This window comes from Arsenicicoccus cauae, from assembly GCF_009707125.1.
GTDB classification, from domain to species: Bacteria; Actinomycetota; Actinomycetes; order Actinomycetales; family Dermatophilaceae; genus Arsenicicoccus; species Arsenicicoccus cauae.
Window position 1 is genome coordinate 1 of record NZ_WLVL01000028.1, and the last position, 21,640, is coordinate 21,640.

Below are 21,640 nucleotides of genomic sequence, written 5' to 3' on the forward strand. Positions count from 1 at the left end.
GGCTCCGATCCCAGCCTCTTCGGGCAAGACCCACCGACACCGGCTCAACCGAGGCGGTGACCGACAAGCCAACGCCGCGCTCTACCGGATCGTGCTGTGCCGGCTGCGCTGGGATCCCCGCACCCAGGCCTACCTGCACCGCCGCACTGCCGAGGGACTCTCGAAGAAAGACATCATCCGCTGCCTCAAACGACTCATCGCCCGCGAGATCTACTACGTCCTCACCCGGGAGCGCATCGAGCCCGGACACCTCGCTACCGCCGCTTGACATCCATAGGAGCATCCTCGCGCGGGGCTGACTCCGCGCGCACCTGACTCCCCGCGCACCGGCATACGGCCTGGCACGAACCCTGGCCGAGGGGTTGTCGCAGGCCCCTGGCACAAGGGGCCATGGACACCGGCGTCTGCCACGAGCCGCAGCTCCGCACCGTCATCGAGCCGTTCCGCAGCCACAGCGTGGGGCCGCTGCGCCTGACCACCGCCGCCGAGCGCCGCCCCAAGGCCGCCGAGGCGCACCACAACCTCCTCCAGCTGCGCGCCGAGGACGTGCTGATCGACCTGATCACCGACTCGGGGACCGGCGCCATGAGCCGCGCGCCGGCAACCCGCCGGGACACGCATCGTGGAGGAGCCGCCGGCTCTGCGGCACTTCACCGCGAGGTTCGCGCCCATGACCTGATCGTGACCGCACGATGCCCGATTCGTCACCTTCGCCCGGGCACAATGCACCGTATGCCGTCCCGCCACCGTCACGCCCCCGTCGCCGCCACGGCGCGGGTCCTGTCGGCGCTGTCCGCGCTGTCGGCCGCGACGCTGGTGCTCGCCGGCTGCTCCGACGCCACGCGCACGACCACCAGCACGAGCACGGTCACGTCGGCGGTGCAGGGCACCGCGTCGGGGGCCGTGGCCCGGGCGACGTCGGCGTCCTCCGCGGGTCAGGTCGGCTCTGCAGCGGGCGACGCGGCGGGCGACACGGCGGGCTCCGGTGACGCCCGCCTGCTGCTCGTGCTCGACTCCTCGGGGTCCATGGCCGAGCGCGACGGGCGGGGGCGCACCCGCATGGAGGGCGCCCAGGACGCGCTGCGCTCCCTCGTGCAGGAGCTGCCGGACGGTGCCCAGGTCGGCCTCCGCGTCTACGGCTCACGGGTCAAGGTCGCCGGCAGGGCCGCCCCCGGCTCACGCGCCTGCACCGACACGCGGCTCGTGACGCCGGTGGGGCCTCTCGATCGTCCTGCCCTCACGACGGCGATCGACGCGTTCTCGCCGCACGGCGACACCCCCATCGGCTACGCGCTCGAGCAGGTGGCGGGCGACCTCGGCAGCACCGGTCGCCGGTCGGTCGTGCTGGTCTCGGACGGCGAGGAGTCCTGCTCCGCCGACCCGTGCCTGGTCGCCAGGAGCCTCGCCGGGCAGGGCATCGACCTGCACGTGCACACGGTCGGCCTGGAGGTTGAGCCCGCCGCCCGCCGTCAGCTGCGGTGCGTGGCCGAGGCGACGGGCGGCACCTACCAGGACGCCACCGGGGACGACCTCACCCGCATCGTGTCCGCCGCCGTGGGCTCGGCCCGGTCCGCCGGCTCCGGCTGGTCCGCGCCGGGCAGCGGCTGGTGGGGGCGAGGCGGCCTGGCCGGGCTCGGCGGCGACGCCAACCCGGGCGCGATCGGGGCCACCATGCTCGTCCTGCTGCTCCTGTGGCTGCTCACGCGCGGGGGCGGACGACGCACCGGCGAGCGCAGGGACTGATCGGGCTCGGCTCGGCAGGCCCCGCGTGCACGACTGCTGCACGGGCCCCCGACGCGCTCACGAATCCCGTTGTGCCGCTAGCGATCGGTCCGCCTCGGCGCCTCAGGAGTGCAGCAGCTGTGCACGCTCCCACGGCATACGGCCTGATCGGCGCGCATGTCCGCCGCGAGGGCGTCCACGTGGCAACATGTTTGGCATGACCGCACTGCACACCGCTGCCGCGCTGGCTGCCGCGCCGCTCTCGGCCTCGCGCGACGTCGCCGTCGCCGTCCTCATCGTCCTGCTGCTGATCTGGCTGCTCGGCAAGTGAGCTGACGCGTCGAGCTGCGCCGCCCACCACAGCCCGGCACACCGGGGACGTTCGTGCTCGATACGTGGGCACGAACGTCCCCGGTGCTGCGGGAGCGTGTCGCGGGGAGGACCGTCGGCCCTCAGTCGGTGACCGCGCCGACCGCGAACTCGTCCGGCTCGGGCCCGGTGCGCATCCCCCGGTCCAGGTCGCCGATCCGCTCCATCTGGTCCTCGGTCAGCTCGAGCCGCAGCGCGCCGTAGTTCTCCTCGATGCGCGCGGGCGTCACCGACTTGGGGATCACCACGGAGCCGAGCTGCAGGTGCCAGCGCAGGATCACCTGGGCGGGCGTCGCCCCGACCTCGTCGGCGATCGCCCGGATCGTCTCGTCCTGCATCACCTGCTTGCCGGAGGCGAGGGGGCTCCAGTCCTCCGTGACGATGCCCGCCTCGGCGTCGTAGGCGCGCAGCTCGCGCTGCTGCAGGTAGGGGTGAAGCTCGATCTGGTTGACCGCGGGGGCGACCCCCGTCTCGTCGACCAGACGCTGCAGGTGCGGGACGTGGAAGTTGCAGACGCCGACGGACCGTACCCGCCCGGAGTCGCGCAGCTCCAGCAGCGCCTTCCAGGTCTCGACGTACGCGTCTGCCGACGGGACCGGCCAGTGGATGAGGTAGAGGTCCAGGACGTCCAGGCCCAGCTTGTCCATCGAGGTGTCGAACGCCCGCAGCGTCCGGTCCCGGCCGTGCGCGTCGTTCCACAGCTTGGTGGTGACGAACACCTCGTCGCGGGCCACGTCCGACGCGGCGAGCGCCTGACCGACCCCCTCCTCGTTGCCGTAGGCGGCGGCCGTGTCCAGGTGGCGGTAGCCCGTGGCCAGGGCGTGCGTGACCGCGTCGACGACCTGGTCCTCGGGCACCTGCCACACCCCGAAGCCGAGCTGCGGGATGGCGTGGCCGTCGTTGAGCGTGATCTGTGGGGCTGTGGTCTGCGTCATACGGCCAGCCTATGCCGCGAGGTGCCCGACGCCGGACGTCGCACACCACCCGCCGTCTGACGCAGATCACACACCCGTCGGCAAGCCCCCGAGGGTGGGCGGCAGTAGAGTCCGAGCCATGGCGTCCATCACCAAAGTCCTGATCGCTAACCGCGGCGAGATCGCCGTCCGCGTGGCCCGAGCCTGCAAGGACGCAGGCATCGGGTCCGTGGCCGTCTACGCCGAGCCCGACCGAGATGCGCTGCACGTCAAGGTCGCCGACGAGGCCTATGCCCTCGGCGGGTCGACGCCCGGCGAGTCCTATCTCGTGCAGGACAAGCTCCTGGAGATCGCCCGCCAGTCCGGCGCCGACGCCGTGCACCCGGGCTACGGCTTCCTCTCGGAGAACGCCGACTTCGCGCAGGCCGTGATCGACGCCGGGCTGATCTGGATCGGGCCGCCGCCCGCCGCGATCGACGGCCTCGGCGACAAGGTCAAGGCCCGCCACATCGCGACCAAGGCCGACGCGCCGCTGGTGCCCGGCACCAAGGAGCCGGTCGGCGGGGCCGACGAGGTGGTCGCCTTCGCTCAGGAGCACGGTCTCCCCGTGGCCATCAAGGCCGCGTATGGCGGCGGCGGGCGCGGCCTCAAGGTCGCCCGCACCATGGAGGAGATCCCCGAGCTGTTCGACTCCGCGGTGCGCGAGGCGGTCACGGCGTTCGGGCGCGGCGAGTGCTTCGTGGAGCGCTTCCTGGACAAGCCGCGGCACGTCGAGACCCAGTGCCTGGCCGACCAGCACGGCAACGTCGTCGTGGTGTCGACGCGCGACTGCTCCCTGCAGCGCCGCAACCAGAAGCTCGTCGAGGAGGCCCCCGCGCCGTTCCTCAGCGACGAGCAGAACGCCGAGCTGGTCCGCGCCTCCAAGGCGATCCTCCGGGAGGCCGGTTACTACGGCGCCGGGACCTGCGAGTTCCTCGTCGGCCAGGACGGCGTCATCTCCTTCCTCGAGGTCAACACCCGCCTGCAGGTGGAGCACCCGGTGTCCGAGGAGGTCACCGGCATCGACCTGGTCCGCGAGATGTTCCGCATCGCCGAGGGCCAGGAGCTGGGCTACGACGACCTGCCGGCCCACGCGCACTCCATCGAGTTCCGTCTCAACGGCGAGGACGCCGGCCGGAACTTCCTGCCCGCCCCGGGCACCGTGGCGGTCTTCGAGCCGCCGGCCGGGCCGGGCGTGCGCCTGGACACCGGGATCGTCGAGGGCGACGTCATCGGCGGCAACTTCGACTCCATGCTCGCCAAGCTGATCGTCACCGGCCGCACCCGTCAGCAGGCGGTGGAGCGTGCCCGCCGCGCCCTGGACGAGTTCGTCATCGAGGGCATGCCGACAGTTCTTCCCTTCCACCGCAAGGTGGTTCGCGACGAGGCCTTCGCCCCGAGCGAGCCGGACGCGCCGTTCACGGTGCACACTCGGTGGATCGAGACGGAGTTCGACAACGACATCGAGCCGTTCGCCGGCGGCGGGGCCGAGGCCCCCGAGACCGAGGAGCGCCAGAAGGTCGTCGTCGAGGTCGGCGGCAAGCGGCTCGAGGTGTCGCTGCCCGGCACCCTGTCGCTCGGTGGCGGCGGGGGCGGCGCCGCCCGCAAGAAGGCTCCGCGGCGTGCCTCGGGCGGTCGTGCCGGCGGCGGCGCGGCGTCGGGCGACTCCCTCACCGCGCCCATGCAGGGCACGATCGTCAAGATCGCCGTCGAGGAGGGCCAGGAGGTGCAGGCCGGCGAGCTCGTGCTCGTCCTCGAGGCGATGAAGATGGAGCAGCCGATCAACGCCCACAAGGCCGGCACCATCGCGAGCATCTCGGCGGCCGTCGGCGAGACCGTCTCCAACGGCGCGGTGCTCATGGAGATCAAGGACCCCGCCTGACCTACCGGGGGTAAGGGCATCGACCGGCCTTCGTTCGCCAGGTCGATGCCCTTACCCCCGGCGGATCTGTGGGGCGGGCGTCTCCGAGGCGTGACGGGGGCGTCTCCGGGGGCATGGCCGCGCCGAGGCTCGGGGGCGCGTCGATCGGCCGCACCGAGGCGGGGAGACGGTGGCTGGTCGTGCAACGGGCCTGTCGGCATACGAGCCCCGAGAGGTCGTATGCCGACAGGCCCGCCGTCGGACGGGGTGGCTCAGCCCGCCAGCGCCGCCACGACGGCCTTGTTGAACGCCGGGATGTCGTCGGGCTTGCGCGAGGTGATGAGGTTGTCGCTCGTCACGACCTCCTCGTCGACCCACTCGCCCCCGGCGTTGCGGATGTCGGTCTGCAGGCTCGGCCAGGACGTGAGCCGCTTGCCGCGCACGACGTCCGCCTCGATCAGGGTCCACGGGGCGTGGCAGATCGCGGCGACCGGCTTGCCCGACCCCATGAACTCCTTGACGAACCCGACGGCGTCCTCGTCCAGGCGCAGCGCGTCGGGGTTGGCGACGCCGCCGGGGAGCACGAGAGCGGCGTAGTCGCCGACCGCGGCGTCGGACACCACGACGTCGACGGCCTGCGTCGCGGCCTTGTCGAGGTGGTCGAAGGTTTGGACCTCACCCGGCTCGGGGCTGAGCAGGACCGGCTCGTGGCCTGCATCCTTGACGGCCTGCCAGGGGTCGGTCAGCTCCACGCGCTCGATGCCTTCGCTGGCGACGAGGAATGCGACCTTGGACATGCTGCCTCCTAGGGGTGATGACGGGGGACGCGATCCGTCCCCCGCCGGTTGTCCGTACCCGGGTCGGGGCGGCGCGATACCTGGGGTCCTGCGGGAACCCTCGCGTGCCTAGACTCGCTGAGCATCACGACACCGCCGTCGGCGGTCCGGACGAGGAGCGAGCATGGTGAAGTTCAACGACATCGTCGGCAAGGCCGGCAAGGCGGCCAGCCAGGCTGCGGGCAAGGCGAAGCAGTACATCGAGGACAACCCGGACAAGGTGTCCGGCGGGCTCGACAAGGTGGGCGGCCTCGTCGACAAGGGCACCAAGGGTCGGTTCAGCCGCCAGATCCAGCAGGGCCGTGACCTGGCCAAGGACAAGCTGGTGCACGGCAGGTCCGGGACCTCGCCGGCCGGTCAGCCCGCTGGCACCACCGATCCCACGGTCCGGCCGTCGACCGGCGAGACCTTCGACACGACCACGGTCCGTCCCGAAGCTGACACCACGGGACGCGGACCCGGCCAGGTCGGCTGACCGAGCAGACCTACCGGGGGCGGGATCATCAGCCTGGCGAACGAAGCCCGGTCGATGCCCTTGCCCCCGGTAGGTCACTCGCTGGTGTGCAGGCGGCGGGCGGCCTCCGCGAGCGACCCGCTGATCGAGGGATAGACCGTGATGGTCTGCGCCATCTGGTCGACGGTGAGGCGGTTCTCGACGGCGAGGGCGACGGGAAAGATCAGCTCCGACGCCTTCGGCGCCACGACCACGCCCCCCATCACCAGGCCGGAGACCTTGCGGGCATACAGCTTGATGAATCCGTCGGTGAAGCGGTCCATCTTGGCGCGGGCGTTGGTGGCGAGTGGCATCGTGACCTCGCGCACGTCCAGGCGCTGCTCGGCCACCTGCTGGGCCGAGACCCCCACGGTGGCGATCTCGGGGTCGGTGAAGATCGTGGCCGACACGCCCGTCAGGCTGATCGGGTGGACGGCGTCGCCGAGGGCGTGCCACATGGCGGTGCGCCCCTGCATGGCGGCGACCGACGCGAGCGGCAGCGCCGAGGTGCAGTCGCCGGCGGCGTAGATGCCGTTGACCGAGGCGCGCGAGACCCGGTCGACCTCGATGTGCCCGGAGTCGGCCAGCTGCACGCCGACCGACTCGAGGCCGAGACCATCCGTGGCGGGCACCGACCCGACGGCCATGATGCAGTGCGAGCCCTCGACGGTCCGGCCGTCGGTGAGGGTGGCCAGAACGCGGTCGCCGTGCCGCTCGACGGAGGCGGCGCGGGAGCGGTTGAGGACGTTCATGCCACGGCGGCGAAAGACGTCCTCGATGACGCGGGCCGCGTCGGGGTCCTCCCCCGGGAGCACCCGGTCGCGCGAGGAGATCAGCGTGACCGTGCTGTCGAGCGCGAGGTAGGCGTGCGCCAGCTCCGCGCCGGTGACGCCGGAGCCCACCACGATGAGGTGCTCGGGGATGTCCGGCAGGTCCCAGATCTGCTTCCACGTGAGGATCCGCTCGCCGTCGGGCTGGGCGGTCGGCAGCACGCGCGGCGTCGCTCCGGTGGCGACGAGGATGACGTCGGCGGTCAGCTCCTGCTCGGCCGAGCCGTCCGCGGGCGTGGCGACGACCCGGCCCGGACCGGCGACGCGGCCGACGCCGCGCACGATGGTGATCCCCTCGCTGAGGAGGCGGGCCTCGATGTCCTCGCTCTGCTTGCGGGCCAGCGCGAGGATCCGGGCGTTGACCGCGGGCAGGTCGGCGACGGTGACGTCATCGCCCTCCAGGTCGGACTCCCGGTGGGTCCTCGGGTCCTGGTAGTGCACGCCGAGGGCCCGCGAGTCCTCCATGCGGGTCATGAAGCTCGCGGTCGAGATGAGGGCCTTGCTGGGGACGCAGTCCGACAGGACGGCCGCGCCACCGAGTCCGTCACGGTCCACGACGGTGACCGTCGCTCCGAGCTGGGCGGCGACGAGGGCGGCCTCGTAGCCGCCGGGCCCTCCACCGAGGATGACGACTGACTGGTTGCGTTCGATCACGGCCCCCATCCAACCATCCTGGCTGGTCCTCGGCTCACCCGAGCAGACGCCGTATGACGGACCGCAGCTCCTCCTGCGCCGTCGCCGGGCGAGCACCGCCGGTGGAAAGGGCGGGGTGGCGGCAGCGCGGAGCCCGCTCGATCGGGAAGGTCGCGAGCCAGGGGTGCGCGGCATACACCTCCCACAGCGCGTCGGCCCCCATGTGCGCGTGGTACCCACGCCGGCAGCTCGGGCTGGGCCGGGGCTCGGACGCGCGGCGGCCGTCCCCGTAGGGTGAGCCCATGAGCGAGACCCGCATGGACCTGAGCGACCCCGACGTCGACCCCTTCGAGGTGGCCCGGGCGGCCGCGGCCGTCATCGCCGAGCGCACCGGTGTCGAGCGGCATGACGTGGCGCTGGTCCTGGGGTCCGGGTGGGGCGGCGCGGCCGATCTGATCGGCGAGACCCGCGCGGTCATCGACAACGCCGACGTGCCCGGCTTCTCCCGCGCCGCCGTCGTCGGCCACAGCGGCACGATCCGTTCGGTCTCGTTGGGCGACACCGACCGTCGCGCCCTCGTCTACGGCACCCGCACCCACTTCTACGAGGGCAAGGGGGTGCGGGCGGTCGTGCACGGCGTCCGCACCGCCGCGGCCACCGGCTGCCGCCAGGTCGTGCTCACCAACGGCTGCGGCGGGCTGCGTCCCGAGTGGGCCGCCGGCACCCCGGTGCTCATCAGCGACCATCTCAACCTCACCGCCGCCTCTCCGCTGGAGGGGGCGACCTTCGTCGACCTCACCGACCTCTACAGCGCGCGGCTGCGGGCGCTGGCCCGCGAGGTGGACGCCTCCCTGGACGAGGGGGTCTACGTGCAGTTCCGCGGGCCGCACTACGAGACCCCCGCGGAGGTCCGCATGGCCGGCATCCTCGGCGGCGACCTCGTCGGCATGTCCACGACGCTCGAGGCGATCGCCGCCCGCCACGCCGGCCTGGAGATCCTCGGCATCTCCCTGGTCACCAACCCTGCCGCGGGCACCAGCGACCAGGCGCTGTCCCACCAGGAGGTCATCGAGGCCGGTCAGGCCGCGGCGGCCCGTTGCGGGCGCCTGCTCGCCGACGTCGTCACCCGCATCGCCACCGAGGACTGAGCCGTATGCCGACCCTGCCCACCTCCCCCGCCGCCGGCTCGACCTGCGGACCCGCCACCGACGAGCTCCTCGCGGCGGCCCGCGCCTGGCGCGACGACGACCCGGACCCGGCCACCCGCGCCGAGCTCGACGCGCTGATCGCGGCGGCCGAGGCCGGCGGGGACGACGGTGCCGGGGATGTCGGCGAGGGCCAAGGGGACGGGGAGGCCGCGCGCGCCGAGCTGGCCGACCGGTTCGCCGGGATGCTGGAGTTCGGGACCGCGGGCCTGCGCGGAGCGCTCGGTGCGGGCCCGCGCCGGATGAACCGCGCCGTCGTCATCCGCGCCGCCGCCGGGCTCGTGGCCTACCTGCAGGCCGAGGGCGGGCGGCCGGACCCCGCCGTGGTCATCGGCTACGACGCTCGCCACAACAGTGACGTCTTCGCCCGTGACACCGCGGCGGTGGTCGAGGCCGCGGGCGGGTCGGCGATGGTGCTGCCCCGGCCGCTGCCGACGCCGGTGCTCGCGTTCGCCATACGGCACCTGGGGGCGGACGCCGGGGTCATGGTGACCGCCAGCCACAACCCGCCGCAGGACAACGGCTACAAGGTCTACCTCGGCGACGGCTCGCAGATCGTGCCGCCGGTCGACGCGCAGATCGCCGCGCACATCGCCGCCGTCGCGTCGACTGGGTCCGTGCCGATGGCCGAGGACGGCTGGGACACCCTGGGCGACGAGCTGCTGCAGGCGTATGTCGAGCGCGCCGCCGCCGTCGTCTCCCCCGACGCCCCCCGCGACGTCGCCGTCGTCCACACGGCCCTGCACGGCGTGGGTTCGCAGACCCTGCGGATGACCTTCGAGCGCGCGGGCTTCCCTGCGCCGCAGGCGGTCTCGAGCCAGGAGCAGCCCGACCCGGAGTTCCCGACGGTGACCTTCCCCAACCCCGAGGAGCCGGGCGCCATCGACGCGGCCCTCGCGCTCGCCGCCGAGGTGCACCCGGACGTGGTGGTCGCCAACGACCCCGACGCCGACCGCTGCGCCGTCGCCGTGGACGACCACGGCACCTGGCGGATGCTGCGGGGCGACGAGCTCGGCGCGCTGCTCGGGCACGCGATGATCGCGCGGCTGAGCGCGCGGCCCGACGCCGAGCGACGGGTGCTCGCCAGCTCGATCGTGTCCTCCCGCCTGCTCGGCGCGATGGCCCGCGCGGCCGGGCTCGAGCACCGCGAGACACTCACCGGCTTCAAGTGGATCGCTCGGGTGCCCGGCCTGGCCTACGGCTACGAGGAGGCCCTCGGCTACTGCGTCGACCCGGACGCCGTGCAGGACAAGGACGGCGTCTCGGCGGCCCTGCTGGTGGTCGGGCTCGTCGCCCAGCTGCGGGCCGAGGGCCGCACCCTGCTCGACGTGCTCGACGACCTCGCCGTCGCCCACGGCGTGCACGCGACCGACGCGCTGTCGGTGCGGGTCAGCGACCTCGCGCTGATGCCCGCCCTGATGGAGCGGCTCCGCGGCGAACGCCCCGAGACCATCGCCGGGTCCCCCGTGGAGCGGCTCGACGACCTCGCCGCCGGCGTCGGCGGGCTGCCGCCCACCGACGGGCTGCGCTACCACCTCGCCGACGACAGCCGCGTCATCGTGCGGCCGTCCGGCACCGAGCCCAAGGTCAAGGTCTACCTCGAGGCCATCGAACCCGTCGACGGCGCCGGCGATCTCGCGCGCGCCCGGGCCACCGCCGCCGAGCGGCTGGCCGCCATCAAGGTCGACATGGCCGCCCTCACCGCGCTGTGAGTGGGCAGGCCCCCGGCTCCGAGCCCCGCGCGTCCGCCGGGCGCACCGACGACCACACCGGTGAGGGCCGCCCGGCGGGTCTGGCCCGCGTCGTCGTCGCCTGCGGCCCGAGCGGCGCCGGCAAGTCCCGCCTCGCGGACCGGCTGCGCCACGAGCTGGGCTGGCCGACGCTGCGGCTGGACGACTTCTACCTCGACGGCGACGACCCCAGGCTGCCGCTGCAGGACGATCTCGGCATCCCTGACTGGGACGACCCCGCGAGCTGGGACGCCGACGCGGCCCTCACCGCGCTCGAGACGCTCGTCCGCACCGGCGAGGTCCACGTCCCGGGCTACGACATCGCGCGGTCCCGCCGCATCGAGGGCGTGCGCATCACCTTGCCCGCGGGGGCGTTCGTCGTGGCCGAGGGCATCTTTGCCGCCGAGCTCGTGGGGGCGCTGCGCGACCGGGGCCTGCTCGCGCAGGCCTGGTGCGTACGCCGCACCCCGTGGGTGACCTTCGCGCTGCGCCTCGCCCGCGACCTCAAGGAACGCCGCAAGCCGCCGGTCACGCTGGTCCGACGGGGTCTCGCGCTGCGCCGGGCCGAGCCCGCGATCGTCGCTCACCAGGTCGCGCTCGGCGCCACGCCGATCACCCCGGGCGAGGCCTGTCGCCGTGCCGCCGACCTGCGCTGATAGCGTGGCGGCGAGCACGCGCGGGGGACGCACCGAGGGGGCGGCATGAGCGACGACCAGTGGGCGGCACCAGGCCGCGGCGACGGCGACCGGGCCGCGGGCAGCACGCCCTGGACGCCACCGCCGTCATCGCCGATGCCGCCCGCGCCGATGCCCTACGACCCCACCGGCGACGCTCCTCCCCCACCGCCCTACCAGCCCGGTCAGGGTCAGCAGCCGCCGGCCTACGGGCAACCTCCGGCCTACGGGCAGCCGCCGGCCTACGGGCAGGGTCCGGCATACGGGCAGGCACCACCCCCGGGCAGCTATCCCTCGATGCCCATGGTCGCCAGCCCGGGGATCGTCCCGCTGCGACCGCTGCAGCTCGGCGACATCCTCGGCGCCGGCTTCAAGATCCTGCGGTTCAACCCGCGCGCCACGATCGGGCTGTCCCTGGCCCTGCAGCTCATCGGGCTGCTGCTGATCATCCCGCTCGTCGCGTGGCTCCTGCGGGGTGGCGCACAGCAGCTCGGCGACCTCACCGACCCCGACAACGGCGGCGGCGCCAACGTCGTCGTCAACCTCGTGCAGGTCCCGTCCAGCCTGCTCGCGGGGATCGCGACGCTGGTGCTGTGCATCGTCGTGTCCCGCGCCGTCATCGGCGAGCGCGCCACGATCGGCGAGGCCTGGCGCGAGCTGCGCCCGCAGATCGGCCGCTGCCTGCTCTACCTGCTGGTCACGGGCCTGCTGTGGGTGGCCGGGGCCGGCCTCGCCCTGCTCCTCGCCTTCCTCCTGGCCCAGGTCGACGGCGCGCTCGCCTTCCTCGGGGTCCTGGCCCTGCTGCCCTTCCTGGTCTTCGTCTACGTCCGGCTGAGCCTGGCGACGTCGGCCCTCATCCTCGAGCGGATCGGCGTGCTCGCCTCGCTGCGCCGCAGCTGGGACCTCAGCCGTGGCGCGTTCTGGCGGATCTTCGGCATCCAACTGCTCACCAGCCTGGTCGTCGGGTTCGCCAGCGTGGCCCTCACGCTGCCCATCATGGTGATCGGCATGGTCGCCGTCTTCGCGACGTCCACCGGCAGCTCGGACAGCCTGACCTTCGGGTTCGTGCTGATGATGGTGATCGTGGGGCTGGCGCAGATCCTCGTCGGCGCCGTCACGACACCGATCACCTCGACCGTGAGCACGCTGCTCTACATCGACCAGCGCATCCGCCGCGAGGGCCTGGACGTCGAGCTGGCGCGGGCCGTGGACCGGCGAGCGAGCCTGGAGCGCTGACGGCGTGCCCGGTGCGCGCGGTCTGCCCCTGCACGTCTCCTCGGTCCCCGTCGAGCCGAGCGCCGACGAGGCGCGCCGCCTCCTGGAGCAGGAGCTGGCCCGCACCGGCTACCCCCGCCCGTCCCTGCTGGAGATCGTCCTGGGGTGGTTCGACGACCTCTTCGCCGGGGTACCCGGCGCCACCCCCAGCGTCGGCGTGGCCGTGCTCGTCGCCCTCCTGCTCATGCTGATCGCCCTACTTGCGTGGAAGCTGCGCGACCTGAGGTCCGTCGCCGAGGAACGCCGCCGCCGCGCCGGCGGCCTCACCGACCCGTCGTGGTCGGCCGTCGACTACCTCGCCGAGGCGCGCGCGCACCTGGACGGCGGCGCCCACGACCGGGCCGTGGTGGCGGCCTTCCGGGCGCTCGTGGTCGCCCTCGACGACCGCGACGTCCTCCACGACGCCCCCGGGCGCACCGCCCAGGAGGTCGGCCGCGCCGCCGCGGCGGCCCTCCCGCCGTATGCCGACCGCGCCCGCCGGTCCGCGGAGGTCTTCGACGCCGCGTGCTACGGGCATCCCGACGGCCCGGTCCCCGGGGCGGGCGAGCCGCAACGCACCAGCGCGAGCGACGCCGAGGAGACGCTGGTGCTCGCATCAGAGCTGCGGGCGGCGCGATGAGTCTCGACGTCATCCTGGGGCCCCGCAAGCGCGACCGGCGCCCCACGAGCCGTCGCACGCGGGTGGTCGGGGTCGTCGTGCTGCTGGCGCTGCTGGCCCTGGCGGTGTGGCGCAGCCTGCCGGAGGGCAGCGGCGCGCCGATGGACCCGGGCACCGCCGACGCCCAGGGCACCAAGGCGGTCGCCGAGGTCCTGCGCCGCGAGGGCGTGGAGGTCGACGTGGTCCGCACGCGCGAGGAGCTGGCCGGGGCCCGCGTCGACGCGGACACCACCCTGGTCGTGTCCGCCACCGGGGCGCTGACGACCGAGGCGATGTGGGCGGTCGACGAACGGCGGGAGGACGCCGGTCGGCTGGTCCTGCTGGGGCTGCCCCGCACCGCCCTGCATGACCTCGACCTGCCCGTCACCCTGACCCGCTCGGGCAGCGAAGACCCCGAGGGCGCCCGCTGCACCGACCGGGCTGCTGCGGCCTCCCCCGACATCTCCGCGCGCAGCGTCGGCTACGCCGTCATGACCAGCGAGCAGATCACCGAGGCCGCGCAGGAGTGGTCGGACGACGCGAGCGGCTCGGACCTGCCGCCCGGCCTGGGCGGCGACCCCACGCAGCAGCCCTCCTCCGGTCCCCCGGCCAAGGACCTCGGCACCTCCTGGGACACCAGCGGGGCCCGCGGCTGCTACCCCGTCGGCGAGGGGCACGCCCTGCTCACCATCCCGGCCACCGACGGCCAGCCCCGCACCGACCTGCTCGCCCCCACGGACGTGGTCACCAACGCCACCGTCACCAAGCAGGGCAACGCCGCCCTCGCCCTGCGGCTGCTCGGCAGCCAGCGGCACCTCGTGTGGTATGCCCCGGCCTTTTCCGACGTCGCCGAGGGCGACACCCCGCGCGGCGCACCCTCCATCGCCCCAGCGTGGTTCATGCCGCTGCTGCTCCTGCTCGGGGGCGCCGTGCTGCTCACCATGTGGTGGCGCGGCCGCCGCCTCGGACGACTCGCCGTCGAGCCCCTGCCTGTGGTCGTGCGGGCGAGCGAGACCGCGGTCGCCCGGGGCCGGCTCTATCGCCGCGCCGCCGGACGCGGCCACGCCGCTGCCGCCCTGCGCGACGCCACCCGGCGACGTCTCGCGACCCGGCTCGGCCTCCCCGCGGGCGCCGACGCCGAGGCCGTCGTCGCGGCCGTGGCGCAGGCCACGGGGCGCGAGCGCGACGGCATACGGGACCTGCTCGCCGGACCAGACCCCACCACCGACACCGACCTGGCCGCGACCGCGACCGACCTGGCCCAGCTCGAGGAAGAGGTACGCCACCCATGACCGACCACACCCGCGCCCGCGAGGCCCTGCAGGCCGTGCGCTCCGAGGTGGCCAAGGCCGTCGTCGGGCAGGACGCCGCCGTCACCGGGCTGCTCATCGGCCTGCTGTCCCGCGGCCACGTGCTGCTCGAGGGGGTCCCCGGCGTCGCCAAGACGCTGCTCGTGCGCACCCTCGCGACGGCGCTGTCGATCGACACGCGGCGGGTGCAGTTCACGCCGGACCTGATGCCGGGCGACGTGACCGGGTCGATGATCTTCGACGCCCGCACGACGGAGTTCGCGTTCCGGCCGGGCCCCGTCTTCACCAACCTGCTGCTCGCCGACGAGATCAACCGCACCCCGCCCAAGACGCAGGCCGCGCTGCTGGAGGCGATGGAGGAGCGGCAGGTCACCGTCGACGGCACCTCCCGGCCCCTGCCCGAGCCCTTCCTCGTCGCCGCGACGCAGAACCCCGTCGAGTACGAAGGCACCTATCCCCTGCCCGAGGCCCAGCTCGACCGCTTCCTGCTCAAGGTGGTCCTGCCCGTGCCGCCGCGCGACCAGGAGATCGAGGTCATCTCGCGGCACGCCCACGGCTTCGACCCGCGCGACCTGGCCGCCGCGGGAGTCCGGGCGGTGGCGTCGGGCGAGGACCTGCTCGCCGGGGCCCTGGCCGTGCAGACCGTCGGCGTCGCCCCCGAGGTCGTCGCCTACGTCGTGGACCTGTGCCGTGCCACCCGCACCGCGCCGTCCCTGTCGCTCGGCGCCTCGCCGCGCGGCGCGACGGCGCTGCTGGCGACCGCGCGGGCCTGGGCGTGGCTCAACGGGCGGGACTTCGTGACGCCGGACGACGTCAAGACCCTCGCGCACGCCACGCTCGCCCACCGGCTGTCGCTGCGGCCCGAGGCCGAGCTCGAGGGCGTGTCCGTGGGCGCCGTCCTGCAGACCGCCCTCGACGCCGTGCCGGTGCCGCGGTGAGCAGCGCTCGATGACCCTCACCGGCCGCGCCGTGGTGCTCGCCCTGCTGGGCGTGGTGCCGGTGCTGCTGCGCCCCGAGCCCCTCACCGCCACGCTGTGGCTGGTGCTCGTCGTGGTGGTGGCCGGGGCCGACGCGCTGCTGGCCGCCTCGCCGCGCCGTCTGTCGATCACCCGCGACCGCGTCGGGACCATCCGCGCCGCGACCACCACCACGAGCCGGCTGCACGTGCACAACGCGTCCCGCCGGACCGCCCGCGGTGTGCTGCGCGACGCATGGCAGCCGTCGGCCGGGGCCGCCGGCGAGCGGCACCGCCTCACGGTGGCCGCCGGCGCCACGGTGGTCGTCGAGACGGGCCTGACGCCCGTGCGGCGCGGGGACCGGCATACGGACCTCGTCACCGTCCGCACCCTCGGCCCGCTGGGGACCGCAGGGCGCCAGGCGTCGGTCGACGTGCCGGGGACCGTGCGGGTGCTGCCGCCCTTCCACTCGCGGCGGCACCTGCCGAGCCGGCTCGCGCGGCTGCGGCAGATCGACGGGCGCTCGGCGGTGCGGGTGCGGGGGCAGGGCACGGAGTTCGACTCCCTGCGCGAGTACGTCGAGGGCGACGACGTCCGCTCGATCGACTGGCGAGCCTCGGCGCGGCGCAGCGAGCTGGTCGTGCGGACCTGGCGACCCGAGCGCGACCGGCGGATCACGCTGGTCGTCGACACCTCGCGGCTGTCGGCCGGGCGCGTGGACGACACGACCCGGCTGGACGCGGCCATCGAGGCCTCCTTGCTGCTCACGGCCCTCGCCGCGCACGCCGGCGACCACGTCGACCTCGTCGCGGGCGACCGCGTCGTGCGCACCCAGCTCGCGGGGGTGGCTCGTCCCGAGATGCTCGCTGCCATGTCCGACGCGCTGGCGACCGTGCAGCCCGCCATCGTCGAGGCGGACTGGCAGGCGCTGGCCGCCGCCGTGGCCCGGCAGGCGCGCCGGCCCTCGCTCGTGGTGCTGCTGACGCCCCTCGAACCCGCCGCCGTCGCCGAGTCGCTCCTGCCCGTGCTGCCCCTGCTCACCCAGCGTCAGCGGGTGTGCATCGCGTCCTGCGCCGACCCCGACCTGGACCGTATGGCGACCGCCCGCCGCACCGCCGAGCAGGCCTATGGCGCGGCCGCCGCCGAGCGGACGCGGACGCTGCGCCTGCAGACCGCCGACGCGCTGGCCCGGCTCGGCGTGACCGTGGTGGACGCGCCGCCCGAGGACCTCGCGCCGGCCCTGGCAGACCACTACCTCACGCTCAAGTCCCGCGGCCTCCTCTGACCTACCGGGGGTAGGGGCATCGACCGGCCTTCGTCCCCCAGGCTGATGCCCCCGCCGGGGGTAAGGGCATCGACCGGCCTTCGTCCCCCAGGCGGATGCCCCCGCCGGGGGTAAGGGCATCGACCGGCCGCCCACGTGTCTCCGACGCCTCGGCGAAAGGGCAAGAATGGCGGCTCCGTGCGACCGGGGGGCGCCATACGCGCCCTCTCACGACACGCGCGAGCCCCACGCAGGCGGCCACTCGACGAGCCGCGCCCATGGGAGGGCGACCGCGCCCGGCCTAGGGCAGCGGGGTGCCCTGGTGGTAGGTCTGACGCCACCCGTTCGCGGTGCGCTGCCACAAGGACGTGCGCCGAGCCCGACAGCCGTCGCGATCCGAGTCCCACAAGACCTGGATGATGCCCGGCGCCAGCACCCGCGCCTCGAGGTCCCTGATCCCGATGGCGCAGGCACTGCCGTCACCGTCGCCGGACTCCGCGGCCAGCAAGGCGAGGATCGTCTCGAGGTCCCACCGACGGCCAGAGGCGCCGATCTCGATGAAGCCCGGGGCCAACAGCTCCCTCAACCGACGCTCGTTGCGCCGCGCGTCCGGCGACTGAAGCTCACGTTCGAGCGCCAGGACGTCGTCGATCTGGGCCTCGGTCTCCTCCACACCTGCGATTGTGCCTGGTGGGCGGTCGAGTCGAGGTCAGAGGGTCGCGACGGCCTCCTCCTCGCGGTCGGCGGCGTCCACGTCACCGGTCACCCCCCGCAAGGCCGCCCGCCGCCCCACCACGAACACGTAGACGAAGAACGCGACCTCGGCCAGCACGCCGATCGCGATCCGCGCCCAGGTCGGCAGGCCCGAGGGCGTCACGAAGGCCTCGAGGATCCCCGACACGAGGAGCACCACCACCAGCCCCATCGCCACCCCGACGGTGGTGCGGCCGGCGGCGGCGAGCGACGCCATACGACTGCGAGGCCCCGGCTCGACCCATGACCAGAACAGCCGCAGCCCCACCCCCGCCGCCACGAACACCGCGGTCAGCTCGAGCAGCCCGTGCGGCAGGATCAGGCCGAAGAACAGCGCGCCCCGCCCGTGACGCACCATCAGCGCGGCGATGACCCCGAGGTTGATCACGTTGGCCAGCAGGACGTAGACGACCGGCGCACCCAGCACCCCCATGGCGATGCACTGCGCGGCGATCCAGGCGTTGTTGGTCCACACCCGCGCCGCGAAGCTCGTGGCCGCGTGCTCGGAATAGTAGCTCTCGAAGTCGGTGTTGACGTACTGCGCCACCTCGGCCGGGCTCATCAGCGAGTTCTCGAGGGTGGGGTTGTGGTAGAACCACCAGCCCGCCCCGAACGCCACGAGCAGGCTCACCACCGTCGTCGTCAACCACCACCAGCGCAGGTGGTAGAGCGTCGCCGGGAAGGTCTCGCCGAAGAACCGCGCGATGTCCCGCGCCGACCCGGTCCGGGTGCCCGAGGCGCGCCGCCGCGCCCGCGCCAGCACCCCCGAGAGCCATTGCACGACACCAGGGTCCGGTGCGCTCGTGCGCACGACGGCGAGGTGCGTGCCGACCCTTTGGTAGAGGTCGAGCAGGCGGTCGGCCTCCTCCGCGGAGAGCCGCGAGCGGCGCGTCAGCGCGTCGAGCTCGTCCCACTCCCCCCGGTGGGCCGCGACGTAGGCGTCCAGGTCCACGGCCTCACCCTAGCCCGCGCCCTGCGAGGACCAGGTCACCGCCGTCCACCGACCTGCCCGCTAGGCTGCCGGACATGCACCCGTCCAGGTCAGCCCGCCCGACGATCGGGGTGGGCGAGGACGACCTCGTCACCGGTGACGCCGTGGCCCTGCGCGTGCCGGCCGCGGGCCCGGGGCTGCGCGTCGCGTCCGGCGCGATCGACGTGGCGGTGGGTGGGCTGCTGCTGCTCGGCCTGTCGATCGCCTTCGGCGGCGTGCTGGGCGACCTCGACGACGCGGCGGGCGCGGCGCTGGTCCTCACCACCGTCGTGACGACCCTGGTCATCCTGCCCGCCGCCGTCGAGACCCTCACCCGCGGCCGCTCCCTGGGTCGGCTCGTCACCGGCACGTGCATCGTCCGCGACGACGGCGGCCCGGTGGCCTTCCGCCAGTGCCTGACGCGATCGCTCGTCGGGTTCCTGGAGATCTGGGGCACGAGCGGCGCCGTGGCCTTCTGCGCGGTGGTGCTCACCGCGCGCGGCAAGCGGCTCGGCGACCTCGCCGCAGGCACGTATGCCGTCCGGGACCGCCTCCGGCTGCAGCTGCCACCGCCCGTGCCGCCCGCCCCCGAGCTGTCCGCCTGGGCCGCGACCGCCGACATCGCCCCTCTGCCGGACGGGCTCTCGCTGGCGACGCGTCAGTTCCTGCACCGCCGCGACGGCCTGGAGCACGTGGCCCGGGCCCGCATCGCTCAGGAGCTGGCCGCCACCGTCGCCCAGCACGTCATGCCACTACCTCCCCCCGGCACCCACCCGGAGGCCTTGCTGCAGACCGTGGTGGCCGAGCGGGGTCGGCGCGACGCCGAGCGGCTGGTCCGCGACGCCGCCACCCGGCACCGCGTCCTCCCCCACCTCTGACGCGCCCCGCGAACGCTCACACCAGCTCGGCATACCCCGGCTTGATGGCCTCGTCGATGAGGGCGAGCCGCTGGTCGAAGGCGATGAACGCGGACTTCATCGCGTTGATCGTCACCCAGCGCAGGTCCGTCATCGTCCAGCCGGCGTCGCGCACGAGCAGGGTCATCTCCTGACCCACGCTCGTGTCGCTCATCAGCCGGTTGTCGGTGTTGACCGTCACGCGGAAGCGCAGGTCCTTGAGCAGCGTGATCGGGTGCAGCGCGATGCTCGGGGACGCGCCGGTCTGGACGTTGCTGCTGGGGCACATCTCGAGCGGCACGCGCTTGTCCCGGACGTAGGCCGCGAGCAGACCGAGCCGCACGTCGTGCACGTCGGGCAGCCGGTGGTGCTCGGCCATCCACTGCGGGTAGGCGACGCCGTCCACCGTGAGGTCGTCCACGATCCGCACGCCGTGCCCGAGCCGGTCGGCGCCGCACCAGGTGAGCGCCTCCTGGATGGACGGCAGCCCGAAGGCCTCCCCCGCGTGGATCGTGAAGTGGGCGTTCTCGCGGGCGAGGTACTGGAACGCGTCGAGGTGCCGGGTGGGTGGGTAGCCGGCCTCGGCGCCGGCGATGTCGAAGCCGCTGACCTCCTGCTGGCGGTAGCGCACGGCCAGCTCGGCGATCTCGCGGCTCATCGCGGCGTGGCGCATGGCGGTGAGCAGCGCGGTGACCCGGATCTCGCGGCCCTCCTCGCGAGCGAGCGCCTCGCCCTCGCGGAAGCCCTCGTTGACGGCCTCGACGACCTCCTCGAGGGTGAGGTCCCGCTCGAGGTGCAGCTCTGGGGCATAACGGATCTCGGCGTAGACGACCCCGTCGCGGGCCAGGTCGAGGACCTCCTCGCGGGCGACGCGCCGCAGGGCGTCCCGAGTCTGCATCACCCCGACGGTGTGCGCGAAGGTCTCGAGGTAGCGCACCAGCGAGCCGGAGTCCGCGCTCTCGCGGAACCAGCGCCCGAGGTCGGTCGCGTCGTCGGCGGGCAGGGCGTCATACCCCGTCTCGCGGGCCAGCTCGAGGACCGTGGCAGGGCGCAGCCCGCCGTCGAGGTGCTCGTGCAGGAGCACCTTGGGTGCTCGGGCGACCTGCGGGTCGACGTCGTATGCCGGGGGGCTGCTGTCTCGACTGGTCACCCTCACGACCCTACCGGGGGTAGAGGCATCGACCGGCCTTCGTCCCCCAGGCTGATGCCCCCGCCGGGGGTAGAGGCATCGACCGGCTTTCGTCCCCCAGGCTGATGCCCCCGCCGGGGGTAGAGGCATCGACCGGCCTTCGTCCCCCAGGCTGATGATCCCGCCCCCGGCGGGTCCCGGCGGGATGGCCTACCGACTGGGGCGGGACCCGAGATCCGCCTCAGGGTGGATGACACGCGCAGGGGTGCCGCGCTGTCGTGGGGTCATGAGGATGGAGCAGATCGACGCGAAGACCCCGCCCACCGAGTTCAGCTGGACCCGCTGCACCGCCTACGGAGCGATCATGATGGCCACCTGGGCCGTGATCACGCTGCTGGTCCGGTTGCTGACCTCCTGGGACGACAAGGTCACCACCCCGGGCATCGCCTTCGGGATCGCGATGGGCATCGCCCTCGAGTACCTCCGCCGGGACAAGGCGCGCAAGGAGGACCGAACGCGACGCTGACCTCACTCCTCGTCGCGGTGCACTCCATCGGGGGTGAACGCCGGCGTGCAGATCGCGAGGTATGTCGCACCCTCCGCGCCCACCCGATAGCGAATCCGCTCGCCCGCGCGGGTCACGATGCTCTGACCTGTGACGACGCTGGTGGGGCCGCCGTCGTGGTCGACGACGACCTCGCCACCCAGCACGACGGTCACCTCGTCGAAGTCAGGCGTCTGGTAGGGCTCGGACCACCCCGCCGGCGCCTCCATCCGGGCGACGGAGACGCCGCGGTCACCGGTCGAGGCGCTGCCGACGTGCTCGTCGATGATCTTGCCGCCGGGGACGGGGATGCGGACGGGGTCGGTGATCAGCTCGGGCATGCCAGGAGCCTACCCAGTCGACCGCGCACGTCGGCTAGACGCTATGTCTCTATCCAAAGGCCACTGTGTGGTGTCTCTTGGATGGAGACATCAGGACAGGAGGCGGCGATGCCGTTCCAGACCCCAGAGCTGACACGTCACGACCTCGATGTGGTGGCAGAGATCCAAGGAGTCCGCCTCGAGCTCTCGGCCCGCCCGCGTCTCACCGACCCCTACCCCGACCTGCTCAGCCACTGAGCCCGAGCCGGTACGCCGGAGA

The 21,640-nt window shown here is 73.7% G+C and carries 23 protein-coding genes; 15 read left to right on the plus strand and 8 right to left on the minus strand.

The window, feature by feature from the left end; translation table 11 throughout:
* Together GGG17_RS07630 and GGG17_RS07635 are read left to right on the plus strand one after the other, a co-directional pair.
* Positions 1-268: transposase (locus tag GGG17_RS07630; RefSeq protein WP_154593148.1), on the plus strand; the 268-nt coding region annotated here is incomplete at its 5' end.
* A 122-nt stretch (positions 269-390) separates the two neighbouring features.
* The gene (locus GGG17_RS07635) at positions 391-1,743 is read left to right on the plus strand and encodes a VWA domain-containing protein (RefSeq protein WP_154593149.1); all 1,353 of its coding nucleotides are present in this window, start codon (positions 391-393) and stop codon (positions 1,741-1,743) included.
* A gap of 431 nt (positions 1,744-2,174) precedes the next feature.
* Here the strand turns inward: GGG17_RS07635 and GGG17_RS07640 are convergent, their stop codons facing one another.
* Positions 2,175-3,026, minus strand: a complete 852-nt coding sequence (locus GGG17_RS07640) for an aldo/keto reductase (protein WP_154593150.1) — start codon at positions 3,024-3,026, stop codon at positions 2,175-2,177.
* A gap of 118 nt (positions 3,027-3,144) precedes the next feature.
* Between GGG17_RS07640 and GGG17_RS07645 the strand changes: the two genes are divergently transcribed.
* A complete protein-coding gene (locus GGG17_RS07645) occupies positions 3,145-4,926 on the plus strand; it encodes an acetyl/propionyl/methylcrotonyl-CoA carboxylase subunit alpha (RefSeq protein WP_154593151.1) in 1,782 nt (593 codons plus the stop codon).
* 251 nt (positions 4,927-5,177) lie between these two features.
* Here the strand turns inward: GGG17_RS07645 and GGG17_RS07650 are convergent, their stop codons facing one another.
* Positions 5,178-5,702, minus strand: coding sequence for a type 1 glutamine amidotransferase domain-containing protein (locus GGG17_RS07650; protein WP_154593152.1), 525 nt, complete (start codon positions 5,700-5,702; stop codon positions 5,178-5,180).
* A gap of 163 nt (positions 5,703-5,865) precedes the next feature.
* Between GGG17_RS07650 and GGG17_RS07655 the strand changes: the two genes are divergently transcribed.
* The gene (locus tag GGG17_RS07655; protein ID WP_154593153.1) at positions 5,866-6,216 is read left to right on the plus strand and encodes an antitoxin; all 351 of its coding nucleotides are present in this window, start codon (positions 5,866-5,868) and stop codon (positions 6,214-6,216) included.
* 74 nt (positions 6,217-6,290) lie between these two features.
* On the opposite strand, the gene GGG17_RS07660 is transcribed toward GGG17_RS07655, so the two are convergent.
* On the minus strand, positions 6,291-7,727 hold the full coding sequence (locus tag GGG17_RS07660) for an NAD(P)H-quinone dehydrogenase (RefSeq protein ID WP_154593154.1): 1,437 nt from the start codon (positions 7,725-7,727) through the stop codon (positions 6,291-6,293).
* Between the two features lie 25 nt (positions 7,728-7,752).
* Positions 7,753-7,920, minus strand: coding sequence for a hypothetical protein (locus GGG17_RS07665; RefSeq protein ID WP_154593155.1), 168 nt, complete (start codon positions 7,918-7,920; stop codon positions 7,753-7,755).
* A gap of 79 nt (positions 7,921-7,999) precedes the next feature.
* Between GGG17_RS07665 and GGG17_RS07670 the strand changes: the two genes are divergently transcribed.
* From GGG17_RS07670 to GGG17_RS07705, 8 genes are read left to right on the plus strand one after another with little or no spacing between them, the layout of a single operon-like run.
* Positions 8,000-8,845 (plus strand): purine-nucleoside phosphorylase, encoded by an 846-nt coding sequence (locus GGG17_RS07670; RefSeq protein ID WP_154593156.1) that lies wholly within the window; start codon positions 8,000-8,002, stop codon positions 8,843-8,845.
* 5 nt (positions 8,846-8,850) lie between these two features.
* On the plus strand, positions 8,851-10,614 hold the full coding sequence (locus tag GGG17_RS07675) for a phospho-sugar mutase (RefSeq protein ID WP_154593157.1): 1,764 nt from the start codon (positions 8,851-8,853) through the stop codon (positions 10,612-10,614).
* The gene (locus GGG17_RS07680) at positions 10,611-11,288 is read left to right on the plus strand and encodes a uridine kinase family protein (protein ID WP_311966505.1); all 678 of its coding nucleotides are present in this window, start codon (positions 10,611-10,613) and stop codon (positions 11,286-11,288) included. Before GGG17_RS07675 ends, GGG17_RS07680 begins: the two co-directional genes overlap by 4 nt.
* Before the next feature lie 45 nt (positions 11,289-11,333).
* Positions 11,334-12,542, plus strand: a complete 1,209-nt coding sequence (locus GGG17_RS07685; protein ID WP_154593159.1) for a DUF7847 domain-containing protein — start codon at positions 11,334-11,336, stop codon at positions 12,540-12,542.
* Positions 12,543-12,546: 4 nt separating this feature from the next.
* Positions 12,547-13,200, plus strand: coding sequence for a DUF4129 domain-containing protein (locus tag GGG17_RS07690; RefSeq protein WP_154593160.1), 654 nt, complete (start codon positions 12,547-12,549; stop codon positions 13,198-13,200).
* A complete protein-coding gene (locus GGG17_RS07695) occupies positions 13,197-14,510 on the plus strand; it encodes a DUF4350 domain-containing protein (RefSeq protein ID WP_154593161.1) in 1,314 nt (437 codons plus the stop codon). Before GGG17_RS07690 ends, GGG17_RS07695 begins: the two co-directional genes overlap by 4 nt.
* Positions 14,507-15,466 carry an AAA family ATPase gene (locus GGG17_RS07700; protein ID WP_154593162.1) on the plus strand — a complete coding sequence of 320 codons (960 nt, stop codon included), beginning with the start codon at positions 14,507-14,509 and terminating at the stop codon, positions 15,464-15,466. The genes GGG17_RS07695 and GGG17_RS07700 overlap by 4 nt, the downstream gene beginning before the upstream one ends.
* 10 nt (positions 15,467-15,476) lie before the next feature.
* The gene (locus GGG17_RS07705) at positions 15,477-16,769 is read left to right on the plus strand and encodes a DUF58 domain-containing protein (protein ID WP_154593163.1); all 1,293 of its coding nucleotides are present in this window, start codon (positions 15,477-15,479) and stop codon (positions 16,767-16,769) included.
* 280 nt (positions 16,770-17,049) lie between these two features.
* Here GGG17_RS07705 and GGG17_RS07710 read toward each other — a convergent pair whose 3' ends face one another.
* Both GGG17_RS07710 and GGG17_RS07715 read right to left on the minus strand, forming a co-directional pair.
* Entirely contained in the window at positions 17,050-17,421 is a 372-nt protein-coding gene (locus tag GGG17_RS07710; protein WP_311966506.1) for a nuclear transport factor 2 family protein, read from the minus strand.
* 36 nt (positions 17,422-17,457) lie between these two features.
* Positions 17,458-18,453 (minus strand): stage II sporulation protein M, encoded by a 996-nt coding sequence (locus GGG17_RS07715; RefSeq protein ID WP_311966507.1) that lies wholly within the window; start codon positions 18,451-18,453, stop codon positions 17,458-17,460.
* 74 nt (positions 18,454-18,527) lie between these two features.
* On the opposite strand from GGG17_RS07715, the gene GGG17_RS07720 reads away from it, so the two are divergent.
* Positions 18,528-19,349 carry an RDD family protein gene (locus GGG17_RS07720; protein ID WP_154593164.1) on the plus strand — a complete coding sequence of 274 codons (822 nt, stop codon included), beginning with the start codon at positions 18,528-18,530 and terminating at the stop codon, positions 19,347-19,349.
* A 16-nt stretch (positions 19,350-19,365) separates the two neighbouring features.
* Here GGG17_RS07720 and GGG17_RS07725 read toward each other — a convergent pair whose 3' ends face one another.
* Positions 19,366-20,517, minus strand: coding sequence for an adenosine deaminase (locus tag GGG17_RS07725; protein WP_289032942.1), 1,152 nt, complete (start codon positions 20,515-20,517; stop codon positions 19,366-19,368).
* A gap of 265 nt (positions 20,518-20,782) precedes the next feature.
* Here GGG17_RS07725 and GGG17_RS07730 point away from each other — a divergent pair, with 265 nt between their 5' ends.
* Positions 20,783-21,022 (plus strand): hypothetical protein, encoded by a 240-nt coding sequence (locus GGG17_RS07730; protein WP_154593166.1) that lies wholly within the window; start codon positions 20,783-20,785, stop codon positions 21,020-21,022.
* Between the two features lie 2 nt (positions 21,023-21,024).
* Here GGG17_RS07730 and GGG17_RS07735 read toward each other — a convergent pair whose 3' ends face one another.
* Positions 21,025-21,381 (minus strand): cupin domain-containing protein, encoded by a 357-nt coding sequence (locus tag GGG17_RS07735; RefSeq protein ID WP_154593167.1) that lies wholly within the window; start codon positions 21,379-21,381, stop codon positions 21,025-21,027.
* 108 nt (positions 21,382-21,489) lie between these two features.
* On the opposite strand from GGG17_RS07735, the gene GGG17_RS16880 reads away from it, so the two are divergent.
* Positions 21,490-21,618 carry a hypothetical protein gene (locus GGG17_RS16880; protein WP_283809780.1) on the plus strand — a complete coding sequence of 43 codons (129 nt, stop codon included), beginning with the start codon at positions 21,490-21,492 and terminating at the stop codon, positions 21,616-21,618.
* Positions 21,619-21,640: the final 22 nt, after the last annotated feature.